This is a genomic window from Streptomyces sp. NPDC059582 (assembly GCF_042735715.1).
Lineage (GTDB): Bacteria > Actinomycetota > Actinomycetes > Streptomycetales > Streptomycetaceae > Streptomyces.
On record NZ_JBHWCC010000020.1, the window covers coordinates 84678 to 106191 of the forward strand.

A 21514-nucleotide genomic window follows, 5' to 3' on the forward strand; every position below is an offset into this window, starting at 1 on the left:
AGGAGCAGTGATCATGATGACGCGCAGGCCTGTCCACCGTGTGGCGATCGTCGGTACCGGGACCATCGGCGCGAGTTGGGCGACGCACTATCTTGTCCGCGGCTTCGACGTCACGGCGACCGATCCCGCTTCCACCGCGGAGGCAGCGCTGCGTTCGTATGTGGATGCCGCATGGGACACGGCCGCCTCGATCGGGCTCGTTCCAGGCGCCTCGCCCGAACGCCTGACCTTCACGACAGACCTGGCCCAGGCCGTCGGCGACGCCGATTTCGTGCAGGAGAACGCACCTGAACGCCCGGAGCTCAAGGTCAAGTTGTTCGCGCAGCTCGACGACGCCTCGCCACCGGACACGATCCTCGCGTCCAGTTCCTCGGGCATCACCATGAGCCAGATCCAGGCCGAATGCCGGCGTCCGGAGCGGACCGTGATCGGTCATCCCTTCAACCCGCCGCACGTCATCCCCCTCGTCGAGGTGGTCGGCGGGACCAGGACATCCGCGGAGACGATCAGGGACACCATGTCGTTCTACGAGGAGATCGGCAAGAAGCCCGTTCTCCTCAAGAAAGAGCTTCCCGGGCACGTCGCCAACCGGATCCAGGCCGCGCTGTACCGCGAGGTCGTCCACCTGATCCAGGAGGGAGTGCTCGACGTTGCGGACTCCGACGACGTGGTCTCGTGGGGGCCGGGCCTGCGATGGGGTGTGATGGGTCCGAATCTGCTCTGGCACCTCGGCGGCGGGGCAGGCGGTATCGAGCACTTCATGGACACCCTCATGCCGCGGATGGCGGCGTCCTGGCAGGAGCTGGGCACTCCCGAGTTCACGCCCGAACTCAAGGAGACGATCGTGGCCGGCGTCCAGCGCGAGGCCGACGGGCGCTCGATCGACGAATTGGCCGCCTGGCGGGACACGATGCTCTCGGCCCTTCTGGCCGTGCGCGCCCAGGACGGCCCGTCCGGGCCGCCGCCCGCGGCGGGCGAGCGTAAGACGGAGACGTCGTGACAGCCGGCCAGGAAAGACTGTTCGCGCTGGAGGCCAGCGGCGGCGGCCGCCTGTTCTCCGTGAACCCCGACGGCTCGGACAAGACAGTCATCGTCACCGGGTGCAGGATCCCCGACGGGATCGCCGTGGATGTCGAGGCCGGACACATCTACTGGACGAACATGGGCGTTCCCTCGGAGAACGACGGATCCATCGAGCGCGTCGACCTGGACGGCGGCAACCGAACGACTGTCGTCCCGAGCGGCGTGACGTACACGCCGAAGCAACTCCACTTCGAGGCGACGCAACGGAAGTTGTATTGGGGCGACCGCGAGGGCATGCGCGTGATGCGCTGCGACCTGGACGGCACGAACGTGGAGACCCTCGTGCGGACGGGCCAGGGCGAGCAGGACAGGCGGGACGAGACCACGTGGTGCGTGGGAGTCGCCGTCGACGTGGCTGCCGGACACCTCTACTGGACACAGAAGGGCCCGAGCGACGCGGGACTCGGAAAGATCATGCGGTCCGGTCTCGACCTGCCTTCGGGGGAAAGCGTCGATGAACGCAGTGACGTCGAGGTGCTGTTCGACGACCTGCCGGAACCCATCGACCTGGAATTCGACCCCGGGCACCGCATGCTGTACTGGACGGACCGAGGCGACCCGCCGCGCGGCAACACCGCGAACCGCGCGCCGGTGGACCCGCCGGGCGGCCGGCGTCCGCCCGAGATCCTTCTGAACCATCTGATGGAAGGCATCGGCCTCGCCCTCGATCCGGAAGGGGAACACATCTACGTGACCGACCTCGGCGGCAGCGTCTACGCGGCCGGTCTCGACGGGGCGGACCCGAAGGAGATCCTCGTCGCGCAGGGCAACCTCACCGGCATCGTCCACACCGTGCTGCCGGCCTGAACGCGCCCGCCCCGGCCGGAGAGCCCACCGCACCCGGGCCAGGAAGCCGGAGCCGCGAGCACCTCGGCCCTGTCCCGCGCAAGAGACGCTGGGCCTGACCTGCGCTGACCTGGAAGACCTGCGGTCCGGGCACCACCGGGCTTTCGCCGCCGACCAGGGGACACTGGGACGTATGAGAGAGCTGCCTGAAGACGACCAGCCGAGCGGTGCGGGTCTGGTGCCCAGCCACGATGAGGTGGCTGCAGCCGCCGCCGCGGGTGACCTCAGCGATCCGCGTAATCCCATGTCCACCGCGTTCGCGTTCTGCAACTCCGTGACGGCCGACGGCGGACCGGACGTGGCCGCACTGCGGCTCCTGTGCACTCCCGAGTCGTGGGGCGAGTGGGGGGACTTCTCCAAGATCGTGGAGATGATCGGCGACTGCGGCCTCGCCACGCGCTCGGATGCTCCGGGCACGGGGGAGCGGGGGGTGCGCTACGCCAAGGTGGTAGCCGTGCCGGATGCGGACCAGGCGGTGCGGTCGGACGGTGACGTACTGGTGAACGCGTGGATCATCACGCTGCAGTGGCGGCCGGCGGACGGCTATTGGCGAGTGCACGGTTTCGGTGACTACGTCCTTCCGGAGGATCTGCCGCCGGTCTGACGCCGGTTCAGCCGCGGTGTGTTCCAGGAGCCTGAGCCAGATCTCGCTGAGGGCGGGGAAGGCGGGGACGGCGTGCCAGAGCCCGTCGATGGGTATCTCGCCGGCGACGGCGATGGTGGCGGAGTGCAGGAGTTCCGCGATGCCGGGCAGGCGCTGCCGGCCCTCGCCGTCGTGGCTGACGTCGCCGTCGGCCGGTACGGCTCGATCCATACCAGAAGCCTACTGCTCACCTAACCCGTGCACAAGGTAATCGTAGGCGATGGAAATGTGGCGAAGGTGTCTCGGGCCGGGGAACAAGTCGGTGCCGGGCGGCCGCGCCGCATGACGGTTCAGGGTGGCGCTCGACCCCTCAACGATGTGCCGTTGCCACTAGAGTGCTAGGTGAAAGCCCTGGTAGAGGCGAACTGAGCCGAGCGGCGTGGCTGTCGGGCGGACTCGCGGCCGGTACGGAGGTGCTTTCACGTGCCCACAGGTGAGGTGCTCCTCCTCGTTGACGAGGGCGGCCGGGTGGCCGAATGGGGGCGAGCGGCGCAGGAACGGTTCGGGTGGTCCGCCGCGCAGGCGGTGGGCCAGTCGCTGAGCGCGCTCGTCAAGGACGGCGGCCGGCGGCGCGCCGGGCTTTCGGATCCCGCCACGCTCGCGGTCAGACCGGTCGTCCAGGGTGATTGCGTGCTGTGGCAGGTGTTCGCGACGGGGGAGGCCCCCGCGTCCTGGGACGCGGCGGTCCTCGAAGCCCTGTTCACGCATGCCCCGCAGGAGGTCTGGGTCCTGGACGGCCACCTGCGCGTCGTGCGCGCGAACGCCCTTGCCGGCAGGCGCGGTACACCGGCGGGGCATGGGTCGGGGGACCCTCCCACCGAGCCGGGCAAACCCTTCACCGAGATGTGCGGCTTCGCCGACCCCGGACGGGAGGGCGCCGTGGCGCGCGGCGTCCTGGAGGGCGGGGAGCCCGTGGTGAACCGGCTTGTACGCGGTGCCTCGGCGCCCGCCGGGTCGGGCCGCCGACTGTACTCCGTCTCGTACTTCCCGCTGGAGGGCCCCGGGGGCGAGGTGGTCGGACTGGTGGTGTCCGCCGCCGACGTCACCGAACAGGAACGCGCGCGGACCGGCCTGGCGCTTCTGGAGAGCGTGCGCGACCGGATGGGGCACCGGCTGAACGTCATGGACGTCTGCCAGGAGCTCGTCGAGGCCGTCGTACCCGCCTTCGCGGCCACCGCGGTCGTGGAGGTGGTCGAGAGCGTACTGCGCGGAGAGGAACCGCCGCTCGTCCCGGTCCACCCGGGTACACCGCTGCGCCGCGCGGCCGTACAGGGGCGGCGCCCGGTGCCGCCGGACGGAACCGTGCGTCCCCTGCCGTCCGGGACACCGTTCTCGCCCGTGCTGTCCGACCTTCAGCCGCGCCTGGTGCGGGTCGGCAGCGACAGCGGCTGGCTGGCCGCCGATCCCGTCAGGGCCGTCCTGGTCGAAAAGGGCCGTGACCGTTCCCTGATCGTGGCGCCGCTCGTGGTGGGCGAACAGGCCCTGGGCCTGGTGACCTTCTGCCGTGACGCGGACGAGGAACCCTTCGTCGAGGAAGACCTCACGGTGGCGTCCGCCATGTGCGCGCACGCGGCGCTCTGTCTCGACCGGGCCAGCCGGTACATGCGCGAGTGGATCGTCATGTCGACCGTCCAGCGCAGACTTTTTCCCGGGCCCCCGGCCGACCATCCCACCGTGCAGACCGCGTCGCTGTACATTCCGGGCGCCGGGGGCGGCGGCACGTGGTCCGACGCCATCGCGCTGCCCGGCGCGCGGACCGCCCTCGTGGTCGGCGACGTGGCGGGAGAGGGGATGCCCGCGGCGATCACCATGGGACTGCTGCGTACGGCCGTCCATACCCTGACCGCCCTGGACCTCCAGCCCGACGAGCTCCTGGCCCGCCTGAGCGACACCACGGCCCGTCTCGTCGCCGCCCGGGCCGCGCTACCGCCCCTGGACCCGCTCGCTCGCGAGCCGCTGACCGCTGATTGCGCCGTCGCGGTCTACGACCCCGTCGAACTGACCTGTACCGTCGCCAGGGCCGGCCTCCCCGAGCCCGTGATGGTCCTGCCCGACGGGACCTCCTCCACCCTGCCGGTCCCGGCCGGGCCCGCACTCGCCGAAACGGACACCGCCCCCTTTCCCGCCGTCACCGTCCGTCTGCCCCCGGGCAGCACCCTGGCGATCGGAACGCCCGCACTCGCGGACGCGGTCCTCGCGCCCTCGGGCCCGCTGCGCCCAGTCCTGGACGAGGCCGGCGCCAGACCGCTGCCGGAGCTGCGCGACCGCCTTGAACAGGCGTACGGGCAGGCAGGGGACGGCGGCGAGACGGTGATGCTGCTCGCCCGCACCCGGGCACTGCCTGCCGAGCAGGTCCTCACCTGCGTGCTGCCGGCTGGAGCGGAAGCGGCACCGATCGCCAGGAAGACCGCTCGTCGTCGGCTTCAGGCGTGGGGGATGGACGAGGACACGGCGTTCGCCGCCGAGCTCATCGTCAGTGAGCTCGTCGGCAACGCCACGCGCTATGGCGTTCCTCCCCTGCGGCTGCGTCTGATTCTGGATCGCATGCTGACCTGTGAGGTCAGTGACGCCGCCCTCAGCGCTCCCCAGGTGAGGCATGCCCGCACCGTCGACGAGTCGGGGCGGGGACTGTTCATCGTCGCGAGCCTCGCCGAGCAGTGGGGCACTCGCTACACCGCGGAAGGCAAGATCGTGTGGGCGGAGCAGCCGACGGGGGAATCCTCGGCGGCCTGACCACCACCGCCCGGCGTGTCCGGTCGCACGCCGCAGTGTGTGGCCCGCAAGCATGTTAATTGCGTGCAATCTAATAGTGCCCATGTAAGTTTGGTATAGTGTTCCATCTGGGGTCATGGCAGGGAGAGGAGTTGCGATGAAGAGGGACGAGACAGGCGTGGAGGAGCCGGCGGTGACCGACGAGGAGGTCAGCCTGCTGCTGGACGACCAGATGTGCTTTGCCCTCTACGCGGCGCAGCGGGCCCTCACCGGTCGCTACCGTCCCCTGCTGGAAGAGTTCGACCTGACCTACCCCCAGTACCTGGTGATGCTGGTGCTGTGGGAACACGGTGCGCTTCCGATCAAGGAACTGGGCAAGCGCCTACAGCTCGACTACGGCACCTTGACACCGTTGCTGAAGCGCCTGCAAGCTCACGGACTGGTCCGGCGCGAACGCCAGGCGAGCGACGAGCGTTCGGTGCAGATCAGCCTCACCGAGCAGGGTGCGGAACTGCGCGAGCGCGCTCGCGTCGTCCCCGCCACCATCGCGAAGGTCGCGGGCCTGACCGCGCTGGAAGTCGCGCAGGTCAAGTCCATCCTCGAGCGGCTGACGACAAACGTCTCCGCGGGGCAGTGAGGGTTTTCAGAGTGGCCACCGAGTCGAGTGACGGCTGAGACGGTGCACGCGGGTTGTCACATGGGCAGGCTCGCTGTCGCTGTCGCTGTCGCTGTCGCTGTCGCTGTCGGTGTGGCCGGGGCCGGGGCTGCATGCGTGGGACTCGACCAGCTGAACACCTGTGCCACCGACGCCGGTTGAGGCGTCCAGGGGTTGTCAGTGGCCGGTGGCAGGATCACCGGCATGGTTTTCGTACGTACTACTCCGCCGCGGCCTGTGGATGTGACCGCGGTCTTTCCCGAGCTGGCTCCGTTGGCGCGTTCTGCGATCCGGCTGCATCCTCGTCCCGGGTCGCCTTCGACAGGGGAGAGCTCGGTCGGGGGGCCGTTGCTGTGGCCGGCTGAGGAGCCGTGGCCGCACTGCGAAGGCACGCACGTGGACAGCGGATTCCGCGAGTCGCCGGCAGAAGTGCGGCTGACCCGGCGCAGGGTGGCCCGTCAGCTAGGTGATCCCCATGGTCCCGCCTTCACACAAGAGGAGGAGGCGATCAAGGAACGGAACGCCGCGATGCTCGCGGAGCGACTCGACGCAGGCCCTCCGATGCCCGCGGAGTGCCCGGTCCCCATGCTGCCCGTGGCCCAGCTGTATCTACGCGACATACCCCTGTTGCGGCCGCCCGGACAGGCCGATCTGCTCCAGGTCCTCTGGTGCCCCTACGACCACGATCCGGATCACAAGCCGTCGACCGCACTGTTCTGGCGGTTCGCCGCGGAGGTCGGCGACGTCCTCGCCGCACCGCCGGAACCGTATGAGGTGAACTGGCAGGGATATGTGCCGGAGCCGTGCGCGCTGGCACCAGAAGCGATCACCGAGTACCCCGACAGCCTTGATCTGAGCCCGGAGACGCGGCAGATGCTGGAGGACCGGAGCAGATGGCAGGCAGCCGGCGTCGGCGTGGACAGCGTCTACGCGGACTATCCGCGGGACTTCTATGACCGTGAGCTGGCTGACGCTCCCGGCTGGAAGGTCGGCGGCTGGCCTCCGTGGGGCCGCACCGACCCGTATCGCCGATTCTGCGGTGTGTGCGACGCTCAGATGGTCCCACTGCTGACCATCGCTTCCTTCGAGTGGGACGGTGGTGAGGGACGCAGCTGGGCGCCGTGCGAAGACCAGGCCGCCGCCTACGCGAGTCATCACGCCGGCCAGGACCCTGCGCAGCCGACCAAGGTAGAAGTAGGCAGCACCGACAACATGCAGCTCTACGTCTGCCCGACCTCTCCCGAGCATCCGCACACCGACCTGATCCAATGAGCTGTCGGGCCTGTCACACACCCTCCGCAATCAGTGAGTGCGAGGTCGCGTCGCGCCGACGGGCCTGACTGCCCTTCGACGCTTTTCGACCTGCCGAACGCCCTACTTCCCCGCGTTCTTCGATGAGTTGCGCAGTGATGTGAACGCGGCGCGAAGCTCGCGCGTGAAGATGTCCGGGACCTCCCATGCCGCGAAGTGGCCTCCGTCGCGCACCTGGTGGAAGTAGAAGAGGTCGTGGTAAGCGCGGGACGCCCAGCTGCGGGGGGCTTGGTAGATCTCACCGGGGAACACCGTGATGGCGGCCGGGATGGACACCGAGACGGCGTTGAAGTTGTTGGCGTTGTTCTCCCAGTAGAGCCGCGACGAGGAGACCGCGGTGTTCGTCACCCAGTAGAGGGTGATGTCGTTGAGCATCTCGTCCCTGGTGAGCACACGCTCGGGGTGGCCGCCGCTGTACGTCCACGCCGCGAACTTGTCGTACATCCAGGCGGCCAGTCCGGCGGGTGAGTCGGTCAGCCCGTATCCCTCGGTCTGCGGACGGGTGACCATCATGGCAGAGTAGCCGGATCCCGTCTTGTAGAAGGCGGCGAGCTTGGTGTACGCGGCCCTCTCGTCCGGACCGAGACCCGACGGTACGGGATCGCCGCAGGCGAGCTTCTTCGCGATGTCGGGCGGGACGGTGGCCGGGAAGTTCACATGGATTCCGAGCAGGCCTGCGGGCTTCTGCACGGCCATCTTGTCGGAAATCACGGCTCCCCAGTCGCCGCCCTGGGAAACGTAATGCTTGTATCCGAGGCGCTCCATCAGCACGGCCCAGGCGCGGGCAATTCGGTCGGGGCCCCACCCGGTCGTCGTCGGTCGCTCCGAGAAGCCGTAGCCGGGCATCGACGGAATGACAAGGTGAAAGGCGTCCTCGGCACGACCTCCGTGTGCCGTGGGGTTGCTGAGCGGCTCGATGACCTTCAAGAACTCCAGGATGGAGCCGGGCCAGCCATGGGTCAGGATTATCGGCAAGGCGTTCGGGTGGCGGGAGCGGACGTGAATGAAATGTATGTCAAGTCCGTCGATCTCTGTCATGTACTGCGGCAGGGAGTTGAGCTTCTCCTCGATGTGCCGCCAGTTGTAGCTCGTTCCCCAATAGTGGGCGAGCTCCTTCATCGTGGCCAACTGGACACCCTGCGACTGGTCGTGCACCGTTTCGCGGTCGGGCCAGCGTGTCGCCATGATGCGTCGTCGCAGATCGTCGAGATCCTGCTGTGGGATATTCACGCGAAAGGGTCGTACGCTCTCCCTCTCGCTCGATGGACCCGGCATGCCGGATTCCCGTGCGTGCAAGCCGAAAGCTCCTGTCGCCGCCGCGGTCGCAGCGGTTGCCGAAGCGGCAATGAAATTCCGGCGAGAGTACGAACGGAGGAATTCGGGCATGACGATCTCCCTAATCATTCCTGGATCCCGGAGTCGCGAGGGAGAAGTGATTCCTCGCTCGGTATTCTGCCCAAGCGGCATGAATGGCGATTGCGCGCTCGGAGTCACTGACCCGCGGGCGAGTGGAATCATGCTTGAGTTCGCGGAGTTACCTGGTCACTCACGCGATGCGTCAGCAATATTACTGCCCGTAACGCTATCTTTCTCTCCGTGAGCGCGCAACTCGGTTGGCGGTTGCGCCCCGGTCGCTTCGGCGTAGTCGCGCGGCGTCCGTTTCATGACCATGTGGGTCCGAGGATGGTGAGCGGCCGGCTGGTGTCACGGGACCGGCGGTGATGCTGCTCCTCCCGGCGCGGCGAAGGGCGCTGGTGGCGAGATGCGGTGCTCATGCCCGATACGCGTTGGCGTCGCTGGTCGTCACCGCGGCCGCCAGGTCGGCGCGGGTCTCCAGCAGCGGCTGGAAGCAGGTGACCTCGTCGCGACCACGGCGAAGTCCTGGCCGGCCGCCAGATGGCGAACCCCCGCCCTTCCGTGCAGGAAGGACGGGGGTCTGTGCTGGGGAGGTCTCCTTCGCAAGGTCGCGATCGTCGGCCAGGACGGTGCGGTGCAGGTCGACCGGAATCTGCCCAACGGGGTCGGGCCGGTGCTGCGGGTGATCGGCGATCCACGTCCATGCGGTCCACGTACTGTGTCACGGGCCTGGTGCCGGGCGTCTGCCCGCCCGCCCTGGGGTACGTCATCCGCCGGTGGCGTCCTCGGCCTCCCAGCGCAGCAGGTCGCCCGGCTGGCACTTGAGCACCTCGCAGAGCGCGGCGAGCGTCGCGAAGCGCACCGCCTTGGCGCGGCCGTTCTTGAGTACCGCCAGGTTGGCGGGCGTGATCCCCACGCGGTCCGCGAGCTCGCCCACGGACATCTTCCGCCTGGCCAGCATCACGTCGATGTCGACGGCGATCGGCATCAGATCACCTCGTCCAGCTCGGCCTGCATCTGAGTCGCTTCGACGTCGCGGGCGACGGCCTGGGTGAGCAGCATCCGCAGCACGAGCACCAAGAGCGCGACCCCCAGGATGGCCACGCCGACCCCGCCCATGATGAGCGTGACGCCGGGGTCGTCCCGCTGGCCCGGCGCGTTGATGGCCGTGACCGCGAACCACACGAGGGCGGCCGCCACGATCGCGCCGATCACGATGTCCACGTACCGGAAGGCGGCGTCGGAGAACACGGTTCCGCGTCGCACCATCGTCACCAGCCGCCATACGCAGACCAGGGCGACCTGGACCGACACCATGCCCAGGATCGTGATCACGCGCAGCGGGGTCAGCGGGAGCGACCCGTCCTCCGGGTCGTTCCCGCTGACCAACGCCCACACCAACAATGCCTGTACGAACACGGTGCCGGCGAGCACCACCACGAGCACCGCGCGCAGCGCACGCACAGTCAGGTTTCCCATGCCCCATCCCTCCATCGAGTTACGATTGGAATCTATCGAATTTCGATAAGCGAGGCAAGGGTCGGGATGGAGGGGGCGACGGTGTCGCGCTGTGGCGGGAGGTCGCAGCCCCTCCCATGGCATGGCGCTCGCGCGAACCGTCTTGATCTTGTCGGAGTCGGCCTCGCTTGAGCACAGATCAGACTCAACCCGACGACGTCGAAGCCCTGGGTTGCGTCCTGGCGCCGACAACGCGCGGGCCTGCCACCAGGAACGGCGTCGCGCTCACGGCCGTCCAGGCTGCCCGCGCCGTCGGCATCGGAGCCCGGTCGGCCGGAGGAGCGTCGGGCTGACCGACTCGGAGCAGGGCTGAGCGGCCTGCCCGCCTACACCAGCACCGTCAGGAGCACCGGCTCCACCAGCTACACCTTCCAGCTCGGCGGACTGACCCTGGCGGCCGGCGGCAGCACCTCCGTCTCCTCCACCGTCGATTCCTCGACGGACCTGTCGAAGACGCCCCTGTCCGGCACCACCACCATCGACGCGATCAACAACCAGACCTACACGGCCCATCCGAAGTTCACCTCGGTCGACGACGCCTACCAGGCCGTGCGGGACCTGCTCGCCTCCTCCGCCCTGACCGCCGCCCAGAAGGCTGCTGTCACGGTCTCGAACGTGCAGCACAGCACAGCCGGCGACGCGACCACTCCCGTCACCTCCTGCACGGTGACGCTGACCGGCAACTACCCCGCCGCCAACGCCTACACGGTGCGCCTGGGCGACCTACAGCGCAGCGCCATCAGGATCCTCACCACGGCGTCCAGGGCCGCCTGGTTCCAGCAGCCGGCCCAGTCCCGGAAGGTCCGGGGAATCTCGGTGGGTTCCTACACCAAGGGCTTCAAGGACCTGGACCCCACGGTCGCCTCGGCCAAGAGCCGCGCCGACCAGCCCCGCCGCAAGCACTGAGAGAACCGGGCGGCGGCCGATCCACGTCGGCCGCCGCCCGCGTTCACCAGCCTCCGCCCGGAGTGGGCGGGCACGGTGATCGTCGCTCAGAACAGCATGGCCAGGTCGCCCGGCCGCACCCGGGCGGTGACGGGCAGGACGGCATCGACCTCTCCGTCGGCGCCGTAGGGCACCGGCCGGTCGGCCTCGATGTGGATCTCCCTGCCCCGCAGGACGACGACCTCGGGCCGCTCGACGTGGGTGCCGGTCTTGAGTTCGTTCATCAGCGTGAAGAACAGGCGGCGGGGGGCCTCGCGGATCATGACGACGTCCAGCATGCCGTCGTCCACGCGGGCGGACGGGGCGACGATGCGGCCGGAGCCGTAGTAGGCGGAGTTGGCGGCCACGACGGTGTATCCGCGGTGCGGGTGCTCCTCCCCGTCGACGGTGACCCGGTAGGACGCCGGGCGCCAGCCGGCGACGGCACGCAGCCCGCCGGCGTAGTACGAGGCGGCCCCACGCAGCAGGCGCGACTGGTTGGCATGCCGGTTGGCGAGCGCGTCGACACCCGCGTACACGCTGCCCAGCACCACGGTGCGCGGGTGAACAGCCGACTCGACCTCGATGGTGTCCACGCGCCGCGGCTCGCTGTCGAGCAGGACACGGGCCAGGTCTGCCGCGTCGGTGGGCAGGCCGAGAGCCCGGGCGAAGTCGTTGCCGCGGCCCGCGGGCACCAGGCCCACCACGGCGTCCGTACCGCTGAGGGCGCCGCCTATGCTCCCGGCCATGCCGTCGCCGCCGACCGCGAGTACGACCCGGCCCTGCTCCCCGGCCCGGCGTGCCAGCTCCTGGGCGTGGACGAGGCTGCGGCTGTACTCGGTGTCCAGTCCCGCTCCGGCCTCCCGCAGCAGACGGGCGACCTGGAGCAGCGCCGCCGCTCCGGCTGAGTCGCCCGCAGTGGGATTGACGACGGCGGTGAACTGTCGCATCGATGTGCCTCCGGGCGGTGACGGTGGGACGGAACGTGGGGCGGAACGTGGGGCGGAGTCGGGAGCGGCCCCGGTGGGCGACCGGAGCCCGAGGGCGGACCGGCGGCCGGACGGCGACCGGGGGTCTGCGCGGGGAGTCATTCCACGGGCAGCAGCACCCCAGGATTGAGAAGGCCGTCGGGGTCCAGCCGCCGCTTGACGGCGCGCAGTGCCTCGACACCCAGCTGCCCGGCTTCCCGCACGTACCAGTCGCGGTGATCGGTGCCCACTCCGTGGTGGTGGCTGATCGTACCGCCCGCGTTCAGCACGGCCTCGTTCGCGGCGGACTTGGCCGGTGCCCAGTGGGCCACGGCGTCCTGGCCCTGTGCGCTGACCACGGTGAAGTACAGCGAGGCACCGTTCTCGTACACGTGCGAGATGTGGCACATCACCAGCGGCGGGGTGCCTGCCTCGGAGAGGGTGTCGGTCAGTGCGGTGCGCACGGCCGCGTAGAGCTCGGGAACACGCGACCAGAAGGTCGCCGTCTCCAGGGTCTCGACGAAGGCGCCGGCGTCGAGCAGGGAGTCCCGCAGGTACGGCGCCGCATAGCGGCCGTGTGCCCAGCGGTCGCCGGGCTCCGCTCCCAGGAAGGTGCCTCCCGCGGCGCGCAGCACCGCGGCGGCCTGCTCGCGGCGGCTCGCCGTGTCCTCCTCGGTCCCCTCGTATCCGGCGATCGCCGTGCATCCGGCGTTCGTCGGCGTCTCGGCCGAACCGATGGCGTCGGGCTGGGCCAGACCGACGAAGGTCTCCGTCTCGTCGGACAGTCGCAGCACCGTGGGACGCGGGCCGTCCTGGGCGAGCCGGCGCAGGGCGGTGGCGCCCTGCTCGAAGGAGGCGAAGCGCCACCCTTCGTAGATACGGGTCTGCGGGAGGGGCCTGATACGTACCGTGACGGCGGTGATGACACCGAAGGCTCCCTCGGAGCCGAGGATCAGCTGCCGCAGATCGGGGCCGGCCGCCGAGCGCGGCGCGCGTCCCGCGTCCAGGGTGCCTTCGGGGGTCGCGACGGTGAGGCCGAGGACCATCTCGTCGAAGCGGCCGTATCCGGCGGAGGCCTGTCCGCTGGAACGGGCGGCTGCGAATCCGCCGATGGTCGCCCACTCGTAGGACTGGGGGAAGTGCCCGAGGGTGAACCCGTGCTCGGCCAGGAGCGCCTCCGCCTCGGGTGCGCGAAGGCCCGGCTGGAGGGTGGCGGTCCGTGAGACGGGGTCGATGTCGACCAGGGCGTTCATACGGCGCAGGTCCAGGGCGACGAAGATGCGGCGCTCGGGCGCGAGGCCGCCGACGACGGACGTACCGCCTCCGAACGGGACGACCGCGAGGCCGTGCTCGGCGCACACCCGCAGCACGGCGAGGACCTCGCTGTGGGTGGCGGGCAGGACGACGGCCGCCGGGGCGTCCACGACGTCTCCGGCACGGATCTTCAACAGGTCCGGCGTGGACTTGCCGCGCGTGTGTCTGATCCGGCTCTCCGCGTCGGTGCTCACGTGGGCCTCGCCGCCGACGGCTTCCGCCAGCGCGCGCAGGGCGGCGGCTTCCAACGGGGGCTCGGGGAGGGAGATCTCCTCAAGAGTGTGTGTGCCGGTGTCCCGCGGCTTGACGCCGAGCAGATCCCGCAGCAGCGCGGTCACCGAGTCGGGCAGCGGTGCCGCCTTGGCGGGGTCGCCCCAGCCACTCCACAGCATGTCCATGAACGCTTTGTCCTCATCGGTCGGTTGGCGACGCGCCGTCTCCCGCACGGCCGCACAGGGCGTTACACTGTTACACATGGCGCTTATTCGTCACAAGCACTCGGACAATGATCCCGTCCTCGACGCGGCACGCGACTGCGTGCTGGCGTTCGGCGTCCGGCGCACCACCCTCACCGACGTCGCCCGCCGCGCCGGCGTCTCACGGATGACGCTCTACCGCCGCTGGCCCGACGTGCGCTCACTGGTGGGCGATCTGATGACGCGCGAGTGGATCGACGTGGCCGGCCGCGCGATGCCGCAGCGCCGGCCCGGCCGGGACATGCGCGGCCTGATCGTGGACGGCCTGGTGGCCGGAGTCGAGGCGTTCCGGGCCCACCCGCTCTTCCGCAAGATCATCGACGTCGACCCCGAACTCCTGCTGACCTACGTCCTGGACCGCCGGGGAGCCAGCCAGGAAGCCCTGTTGGGCCTGCTCGCCGACGCCCTGGCGGAGGGGCACGCCGACGGGTCGGTGCGGCGGACACACACGGACCGGCAGGCCCGCGCGGTACTGCTCGTTGTCCAGTCCTTCACCCTGTCGCTGCGGACCATGACCGACGAGGACGACCCCGAACTCGACGGGTCCGCCTTCCTCGACGAACTGCGCACCCTTCTGGAGAGGACCCTCAAACCGTGAGCCCCACCAGCAGTCCGTCCGGCTCGGCCGCCCCCGCCTCCGGATCGTCGCTCTCCGCCACCCGCCGGCGCCGCGAACTGGCCGAAGCCGTCGACGCCGACGTGGTGGACGTCCTGGTCGTCGGGCTCGGCGCCACCGGCGCCGGGGTCGCGCTGGACGCCGCCGCGCGCGGCCTCAGCGTCGTCGCCGTCGACGCCCACGACCTCGCCTTCGGCACATCGCGCTGGAGTTCCAAACTCATCCACGGCGGACTGCGCTACTTGGCTTCGGGGCAGCTCGACGTCGCCCACGAAAGCGCTGTCGAACGCGGCGTCCTCATGGAACGCACCGCCCCTCACCTGGTGCGCGCCCAGCCCTTCGTCCTGCCCCTGACGCCTTCGGTGTCACGAGGCCAGGCGTCCCTGGCCTGGGCCGGCTTCCGGGCCGGGGACGCCCTGCGTCTGGCGGCCCGCACCTCCCGTGCCACCCTGCCCGCGCCGCGCCGCCTCTCCGCCGTGGAAGCCCAGCACCTGACCCCGTCCGTACGCCCCGGCAGCCTGCGCGGCGGCCTGCTGTCCTGGGACGGCCGGGTCACCGACGACGCCCGCCTGGTCACCGCGCTCGCCCGCAGCGCCGCGGCCCACGGCGCGAAGATCCTCACCAGGGTCAGGGCCCTGGAGCTCAGCGGGAGCACCGCCCGCGTCCGCGACGAACTCACCGGAGAACACGGCGAGATCAGGGCCCGCGCGGTCATCAACGCATCCGGCGTATGGGCGGGCGATCTGGTCGAGGGCATCCGTATCCGCCCCTCGCGCGGCACCCATCTGGTGCTGCGCGCCGACCTGCTCGGACCGCTGCCCGCAGGCCTGCACATACCGATTCCGGGGGAGACCAACCGATTCGTCCTCGTGCTCCCGCAGGACGACGGGCGCGTGTACGTCGGGCTGACCGACGAGCCCGTCGACGGTGACATACCGGACGTGCCCGAGGTGCCCGAGTCGGACATCGGGTTCCTGCTGGACGTCCTGGGCTCCGCCCTGCACACACCGGTCAGGCGTCAGGACGTCATCGGTGCCTTCGCGGGACTGCGTCCGCTGCTGGACACCGTGCCGACCCGGTCGGCGGACACCACCCGTACCTCCGACATCTCGCGCCGGCACGCCGTCCTCACCTCCGGCGAAGGGGTGGTCACCGTCGTCGGAGGCAAACTCACCACCTATCGGCGCATGGCACAGGACGCCGTCGACGCGGCGGTCGCGGCCCGCGGCCTGCGCGTGGGCGCCTCGACCACCGCGTCCCTGCCCCTGGTCGGAGCCGCCGCCCCGCACCGGCTCGGCGTGCTCGCGGCACCCGCTCACCTCGTCCGCCGCTACGGCACCGAGGCACCCGCCGTGCACGCTCTGGGCACCCGCGACCCCCATCTGAACGAGCCCGTGGTGCCGGGGAACCCCGTCACACGTGGAGCCCTGTTGTGGGCCGCCCTGCACGAGGGCGCTCTGGACGAGGCCGATCTCCTGGACCGGCGCACCCGCATCGGGCTCGTGGCGCAGGACCGGGCGGCGGCCGTGGCGGCGGCCAGGGAAGCACTTGACGCGGCCGCCGCTCAGCCTGCGTGAGACGCCCGGCGGACGGCGCGGAACGGCACGCGGGCGCCGCGCCACCGCCGGGGGTCGGCTGGGGCGTCAGGCGCGCCACCCCGTTGATGGGCTCGAGGAGGAATCGGCCCCTGACCTCACGAGGCCCCTCCCTCACAGCCGGCACACAGGTGGGTTAGCCTTCGGCATTCGGTCTTGATCAGATCAGGCCGACGCACTCTTATGACCTGTGGGGGGTCCTGCATGCGCATTTCGCGCGCACATCGGGCTGCCGTCTTTCGTAGCGCGGCCGTCCTTCTCACGACCGGCCTCACGGCCGTGTCGCTGGCCGCGGCGCCTGCCTTCGCCGACCCGGTGACCGTGACCGGTCTGTCCACCGGAGACGACGGCATGCTGTCCGTGGCCCTGCCGGACGGCGGCCAGGCGCTGTGGGTGAAGGTGAGCGTCCGCGACCCGGCCCAGCCGGACGCTCCCGTGCTCGCCTCGACCGACGAGATGTCGTACAGCTGGGAACACGGCTGGACCACGGACGAGCCGCTGCGCCTGCCCGGGGGCGCCGGCTACGGCGACTACCCGGTCGACGTCGACTACCGGCTGCCCGGCGGCACCGTCCAGCACTGGAGCGGCGCCGAGCACGGAGCGGCCGGACTGTTCGGCTACCGGCTGCACACCGGTGTCGCCAAGGTCGGCTTCGACCGCGCGTACACCGACTTCGACCACCGCGACGCGACGCTCAGCGGTTCGGTCACCACCTTCGACCCCGCGACGGGCGTGACCGGGCCGGCCCGGGCCGGTACCCAGGTGAGGATCGCCTGGGACTCCCACCGGGACGGTTCCTGGACCGACGCGTCGCAGACGGTCGTCACCGACGAGTCCGGCGCCTTCGCACTGGCCGTCACCCCCGGCGGTACGTTCCAGAACGGCACCGCCACCGTCGTCGCCCCGGAGGCCGACACCGATCCAGGTGTCGCCGACGCCATTCCGGATCTCGACGTCGCCAAGACGCGGTACCGGATCAGCGCCCAGGCCGACAAGGAGCGGGTCTACGCCGGGAAGACCTTCAAGGTCACCGGCACCGTCCAGCGGTTCACGCCCAACGGCTGGGTGCCCTTCGAGGGCGCGCCGGTCGTGACCACTCTGCGTGCGCCCGACACCTGGAACCACACGGTCACCGACGTCATCGGCAGCGGCACCGCCGGCGCGGACGGAACGTTCTCGTACGACGCGAAGCCCAACTACACCACCAGCCACTTCACTTATGTGCGGCCCTCCGAGTACCTGGCGGACACCGCCGACCCGTTCCGCGACGACGTCACCGTGCCGAGGACGGGTCAGATCACGAACCTCAGCGCCAGCCTGGACGCCTACCGCACCATCACCGTCAAGGGCCGGCTGAAGCCGGAGTGGATCTGCACGGATCAGACGGTGACACTGCAGTACTCGAAGAACGGCCGTGACGGCTGGCAGAGCCTCGCCTCGGTCAAGGCGGAGGGCGGCACCTCGGGCTACTGCCCGTTCACCATCAGCACGCTCGGCCGCCCCACGGGCTACTACCGGCTGACGCACGGCGAGAGTTACACCCTGCTCCCCGTCAACTCGGCCACGTTCAACCGCAGTCGGATCGAGACCCGCATCGTGTCGTTCGACATGACGCCCAACCGGCCGTACCGCAACGCCTCGCTGACCGCCAAGGGCACGCTGCAGTACAAGTCCGGCAGCACCTGGAAGAACTACAAGGGCGGAACAATCGTGCTCGTCCTCAAGCCCAAGGGTGACAGCAACTGGTACTGGGTGGTCAAGGGGAAGACCGACTCCGCCGGCCGCTTCAGCCTCAAGACCAAGGCGTACGAGGACGCCACGTGGGGCGCCTACCTCGCGGCCGACTCCAAGCACTTCTACAGCGAGTCGAGGACGGAGTACGTCGATGCCCGCTGAGCGCAGCTCTCTCACTCTGGCCGCCGCCATCGCGGTGGTCGCCTCCCTGCTGACCGCGGCGCCTGCCCTGGCCGACGACGCGGGTCCGGTCGGCATCGGCGCGGCTCGCACCGCGTGGAACCGCGGGATCTTCACCGTCACCGCGTGGACGGACGCTCCGGGCGCCGCCGTGACGTCCGTCTCCGCCCGCGTCCGGGCCGGCGACACGGTGGTCGCCGAGGTGCCGGCGCTGACCAGGACGGGCTCGACCTGGGAGGTGCCCGCCGACGCCGCGCTGAAGCTGGTCGAGGACGGTGGGACGATGCCTCATCTCGGCGCCTACGCCATCGATGTCAGCGCCACCGACGACCAGGGCCACACCACGACCCGCAGCGAGGCGGGAACGCTGGACTTCACCCTGACGCCCGCCCTGATCGACGCGGACGGCGCGGAACGACTGGAGTTCACGCGTCTGCCGACCTATGACCGGCGCAGTCTGGGGGCCACGGACCGCCTGGTCGGCATCGAGCCCGGCACCGGCGATCGCGTGCCGATCGAGGGCCGTACGGTCGAGGTGACCCGGGCCTACGACGGGGGCAGGCCGCGGCCGGACGACACCTTCACGGCTGTCACCGACGCCGAGGGCCGGTTCACCACCGAGGACCTCGACCTGGCGAACTGGGCCAACTTCACGGCCCGGTTCACGGAGGACAGCGGCCAGGTGCACGGCAAGGCCACCGCGTTCGGCCGTCCGTCGATCTCCCCGACGAAGGTGTCCGTGACGGCCACCGCGGACCTCACCCGCGTGCTGCCCGGCCAGAAGGTCACCGTCACCGGCACCGTGAGCACCGGCGGAGGCCCTGACACGGCCGGTCTGGCGGGCATCCCGGTGCGGGTCAACCTGCGCTACTTCGGCAGGGATTCGCAGGCGCTCACCGCCACCACGGACGCGACCGGGCACTTCTCGGCGGTGCTGAACCCCCCTGCGGGCCTGGGAGTCGACGGATGGTCGGTCGGCCCCGCCGACATGTACCTCTCCGCGACCCCCGCCACGGGCTCCCTGGTCGTGCCCGAGGAGTCCCTGCTTCGCAAGGTGAAGTCGTCCATCGCGGCCAGTGGGCTGGTCAAGGTCACCGGCCAACTGCAGCGCGCGTACAGCGACGACTCGACCGACGCGGAGTCCGTGCGCCTGGAGTACTCGGCCGACGGCCGCACCGGCTGGAAGAGCCTGACCACCGCCAAGTCCGGTTATTACGGTGACTTCACGCTTTCCGCGTGGGGCTACGTCGACGGCTACTACCGGGTTCACCACCTCACCAGCGACAGGCTGGCGGAAAGCACCACCGCCCCGGTCCGGCTGACCCGAGTCAACACCCGGATGTACTCGCTCAAGGCGTCCTCCACGAAGGTCAAGAAGGGGACCGGCGTCACGTTCACCGGCGCGCTGAAGGAGTACGTGTCCGGCACGTGGCGGCCGTACAAGGGCCGGCACGTCGAGCTGTTCTTCCAGAAGAAGGGCTCGACGAAGTGGACGTACGTCGCCTCGGGCACCACGAGTTCGACGGGCACGGCCACCCTCAAGGGCAAGCCCACCGCCGACGGCAAGTGGCTGATCCAGTACTTCGGTGACGCCACGCACTTCGACAGCGACGGCACCGCCGTCTACGTCGACGTGCGCTGACACGCGCGTCCGCACGAGGGAGCGGGGGCCGGCCGGGACAACCAGCCGGCCCCCGCTCTCGTGCCTCCACCGATCATGAGACGGCCGCCTTGCCCGAGCACTTCGCGAACGCTGCCATGACGTCGAGGTCGAGGTCGAGGGCGAGGGCGAGGGCGAGGTCGAACGCCCCACGTCCACCTACCTCCGTGTTGAAGTACGTGGTGGTGGACGAAGGCGGACGGGGCGAGTGCCTGTCCGGCGGATCTTGCCGGACAGGCCGCCGGTCCCGAGGTTCAGCGCTTGAGCGTGAAGGTGAAGTCGCCGGAGAGCTTGCCGCTCAGCCGGACTGCCGAAACGACTTGCCCCTTCCCGATCAGTCTCTCGACCTCGGCCCGCGCGAGACCGCATCCTTCGGCGATCAGTCGGACCGGCCGGACAGGGATCCGCGCCGCGAAGCGGACCGATACGTCGATCACCTCGCGGTCCAGGTGATCCGATCCGCCGGTGTCGAGGCGCCAGGCGTTGTCCCAGTCGAGGGCGACGCGATTGCGGCGCCGCACGACCGGATCCTGGAGCAACTCCGCTGTCAGGCCAAGGTCGTTGTCATGCAGCCGGTCCAGCAGTTCTGGCCGTACGGAGCGCACATTCGTCCGCTCCAGGACCGTGAGCTTCGCCGTTTCCCCGCAAGCGGTACAGAGCACGAGGAGCCAGGCGTCGATGAGCTTGTGGTTTGCGTTGACGCGAAATTTTCCGCTTGCCCGGAAGGTCTCGGACGCGCACGCGTGGCAACGGCGGAGAACGGTCGGCAGGCAGGTGGGCATGACCACCCAGTTTTCGAGCACAGAAGTACACCGGTTTCAGTGAGAAGTCCGCAGCAAAAAGGAGCGCGGCGCACAAGCGCGACGCGCGACGATTCAGCGCTCGGGAGGTCTCACAGGGTGTACAAGGGCACGTCCTTACCCAGACGACTTGGTTCGGCAGCACGGTAATGGCGCACAGCGGCGCCGCTCCACTGGTTTTCGACCGCCTCACCGCCGGGTTCTGTCGGGGGGAGGGCATGCCGAGGCCGAGCAGATGGGGGTGGCCGCAGATGCCCAGTGATACCTGGCGGAGCTCGAAGTACAGCTGGCAGTCGTGCCACTCATGCCTGGCGGGCTCGCGGTACTCGTCTTGTGGGCGGTCAGCCCGGCGCCGGTCGAGGAAGCCGCAGTAGGCACCGCACCAGGTCGTCCTGGAAGACCGCCAGTGCGTGGAGTGGGGTATTGGAAGTGCCCCAATACCCCTGATCTCGACAGTGAAATGGGGTGCGTCTCGAAGGTGATCGCGGCAGGATGCGATCATGGTTCAGCCCTTGGAGGTTCCGCGCTTGGCCGCGGGAGACAGGTTCCTGCTTCGTCCTTGGGAGCTCGGCGATCTGCCTCTCGTGCGGGAAGCATCGAGCGATGACTACATCCCACTGATCACGACCGTTCCCGCGACGTACTCGCAGGAGTCGGGCGAAGCCTTCATCCGACGGCAATGGGAGCGAGCGTCTACTGGCAGCGGGTATCCGTTCGTCATCGCGCGGACCGAGGACGGGCGCCCGCTCGGAATGGTCGGACTCTGGCTGAAGGACCGGGGCGAGGGACGAGCATCCCTGGGGTACTGGCTGGCTGGGCCGGCTCGCGGCCAAGGGGTTGCGGCGGAAGCCCTCTCCGGGGTTGTCCGCTGGGCCTTCGATGACCTGCGGATTCACCGTCTTCAGCTGTATGTCGAGCCGTGGAATACCGCCTCCGTGCGAACGGCTGAGCGCGTCGGGTTCCGGCGTGAGGGCTTGCTCCGCAGTTGGCAGCAGCTGGGTGAGGAGCGCCGGGACATGTTCATGTATTCGATGCTGGGCGCTGATCTGTCCTGACCGGCTGCCGGCTGACGTCAGTGGCGTAGGCGCCCCAGTCTCCGGCGGCAGCGGCGGTGCGGTCCGCA

At 69.8% G+C, this 21514-nt stretch carries 19 protein-coding genes; 12 read left to right on the top strand and 7 right to left on the bottom strand.

Features of this window, described 5'->3' with window-relative positions; all coding sequences use genetic code 11:
• Positions 1-16: 16 nt before the first annotated feature.
• The 6 genes from ACFV0T_RS19020 (at position 17) to ACFV0T_RS19045 (ending at position 7211) form a co-directional block, all read left to right on the top strand.
• A complete protein-coding gene (locus tag ACFV0T_RS19020) occupies positions 17-1000 on the top strand; it encodes a 3-hydroxyacyl-CoA dehydrogenase NAD-binding domain-containing protein (RefSeq protein WP_385780059.1) in 984 nt (327 codons plus the stop codon).
• Positions 997-1890 carry a 3-hydroxyacyl-CoA dehydrogenase gene (locus tag ACFV0T_RS19025; RefSeq protein WP_385780062.1) on the top strand — a complete coding sequence of 298 codons (894 nt, stop codon included), beginning with the start codon at positions 997-999 and terminating at the stop codon, positions 1888-1890. Before ACFV0T_RS19020 ends, ACFV0T_RS19025 begins: the two co-directional genes overlap by 4 nt.
• 172 nt (positions 1891-2062) lie before the next feature.
• Positions 2063-2533, top strand: coding sequence for a hypothetical protein (locus ACFV0T_RS19030; RefSeq protein WP_385780212.1), 471 nt, complete (start codon positions 2063-2065; stop codon positions 2531-2533).
• A 462-nt stretch (positions 2534-2995) separates the two neighbouring features.
• A complete protein-coding gene (locus tag ACFV0T_RS19035; protein ID WP_385780065.1) occupies positions 2996-5305 on the top strand; it encodes a SpoIIE family protein phosphatase in 2310 nt (769 codons plus the stop codon).
• Between the two features lie 136 nt (positions 5306-5441).
• On the top strand, positions 5442-5921 hold the full coding sequence (locus ACFV0T_RS19040; protein WP_385780068.1) for a MarR family winged helix-turn-helix transcriptional regulator: 480 nt from the start codon (positions 5442-5444) through the stop codon (positions 5919-5921).
• 222 nt (positions 5922-6143) lie between these two features.
• Complete coding sequence (locus tag ACFV0T_RS19045) at positions 6144-7211, top strand: hypothetical protein (protein ID WP_385780208.1); 1068 nt, start codon at positions 6144-6146, stop codon at positions 7209-7211.
• A 102-nt stretch (positions 7212-7313) separates the two neighbouring features.
• Here ACFV0T_RS19045 and ACFV0T_RS19050 read toward each other — a convergent pair whose 3' ends face one another.
• The 4 genes from ACFV0T_RS19050 to ACFV0T_RS19065 form a co-directional block, all read right to left on the bottom strand.
• Positions 7314-8636 carry an epoxide hydrolase family protein gene (locus ACFV0T_RS19050; protein ID WP_385780071.1) on the bottom strand — a complete coding sequence of 441 codons (1323 nt, stop codon included), beginning with the start codon at positions 8634-8636 and terminating at the stop codon, positions 7314-7316.
• A gap of 736 nt (positions 8637-9372) precedes the next feature.
• Positions 9373-9594 carry a helix-turn-helix domain-containing protein gene (locus ACFV0T_RS19055; protein WP_385780074.1) on the bottom strand — a complete coding sequence of 74 codons (222 nt, stop codon included), beginning with the start codon at positions 9592-9594 and terminating at the stop codon, positions 9373-9375.
• On the bottom strand, positions 9594-10085 hold the full coding sequence (locus ACFV0T_RS19060) for a DUF2975 domain-containing protein (RefSeq protein WP_385780077.1): 492 nt from the start codon (positions 10083-10085) through the stop codon (positions 9594-9596). Before ACFV0T_RS19060 ends, ACFV0T_RS19055 begins: the two co-directional genes overlap by 1 nt.
• A 401-nt stretch (positions 10086-10486) precedes the next feature.
• Positions 10487-10615, bottom strand: a complete 129-nt coding sequence (locus tag ACFV0T_RS19065) for a hypothetical protein (RefSeq protein WP_385780079.1) — start codon at positions 10613-10615, stop codon at positions 10487-10489.
• Positions 10616-10739: 124 nt separating this feature from the next.
• Between ACFV0T_RS19065 and ACFV0T_RS19070 the strand changes: the two genes are divergently transcribed.
• Positions 10740-11030, top strand: a complete 291-nt coding sequence (locus ACFV0T_RS19070; RefSeq protein WP_385780082.1) for a hypothetical protein — start codon at positions 10740-10742, stop codon at positions 11028-11030.
• 86 nt (positions 11031-11116) lie between these two features.
• On the opposite strand, the gene ACFV0T_RS19075 is transcribed toward ACFV0T_RS19070, so the two are convergent.
• Both ACFV0T_RS19075 and ACFV0T_RS19080 read right to left on the bottom strand, forming a co-directional pair.
• Positions 11117-11998: a diacylglycerol/lipid kinase family protein gene (locus tag ACFV0T_RS19075; RefSeq protein ID WP_385780085.1), complete on the bottom strand. Its 882-nt coding sequence runs from the start codon at positions 11996-11998 to the stop codon at positions 11117-11119.
• Positions 11999-12135: 137 nt separating this feature from the next.
• Complete coding sequence (locus ACFV0T_RS19080; protein ID WP_385780088.1) at positions 12136-13728, bottom strand: FAD-binding oxidoreductase; 1593 nt, start codon at positions 13726-13728, stop codon at positions 12136-12138.
• 76 nt (positions 13729-13804) lie between these two features.
• Here ACFV0T_RS19080 and ACFV0T_RS19085 point away from each other — a divergent pair, with 76 nt between their 5' ends.
• The 4 genes from ACFV0T_RS19085 (at position 13805) to ACFV0T_RS19100 (ending at position 19573) form a co-directional block, all read left to right on the top strand.
• Positions 13805-14404, top strand: a complete 600-nt coding sequence (locus ACFV0T_RS19085) for a TetR/AcrR family transcriptional regulator (protein WP_385780091.1) — start codon at positions 13805-13807, stop codon at positions 14402-14404.
• On the top strand, positions 14401-15999 hold the full coding sequence (locus tag ACFV0T_RS19090) for a glycerol-3-phosphate dehydrogenase/oxidase (RefSeq protein ID WP_385780094.1): 1599 nt from the start codon (positions 14401-14403) through the stop codon (positions 15997-15999). The genes ACFV0T_RS19085 and ACFV0T_RS19090 overlap by 4 nt, the downstream gene beginning before the upstream one ends.
• Before the next feature lie 222 nt (positions 16000-16221).
• Positions 16222-17913 (top strand): hypothetical protein, encoded by a 1692-nt coding sequence (locus tag ACFV0T_RS19095; RefSeq protein WP_385780097.1) that lies wholly within the window; start codon positions 16222-16224, stop codon positions 17911-17913.
• Positions 17903-19573, top strand: a complete 1671-nt coding sequence (locus tag ACFV0T_RS19100; protein WP_385780100.1) for a hypothetical protein — start codon at positions 17903-17905, stop codon at positions 19571-19573. The genes ACFV0T_RS19095 and ACFV0T_RS19100 overlap by 11 nt, the downstream gene beginning before the upstream one ends.
• A 272-nt stretch (positions 19574-19845) precedes the next feature.
• On the opposite strand, the gene ACFV0T_RS19105 is transcribed toward ACFV0T_RS19100, so the two are convergent.
• A complete protein-coding gene (locus tag ACFV0T_RS19105; protein WP_385780102.1) occupies positions 19846-20394 on the bottom strand; it encodes a DUF1062 domain-containing protein in 549 nt (182 codons plus the stop codon).
• Between the two features lie 497 nt (positions 20395-20891).
• Here ACFV0T_RS19105 and ACFV0T_RS19110 point away from each other — a divergent pair, with 497 nt between their 5' ends.
• Positions 20892-21446, top strand: coding sequence for a GNAT family N-acetyltransferase (locus tag ACFV0T_RS19110; protein ID WP_385780104.1), 555 nt, complete (start codon positions 20892-20894; stop codon positions 21444-21446).
• The last annotated feature ends 68 nt before the right edge of the window (positions 21447-21514 follow it).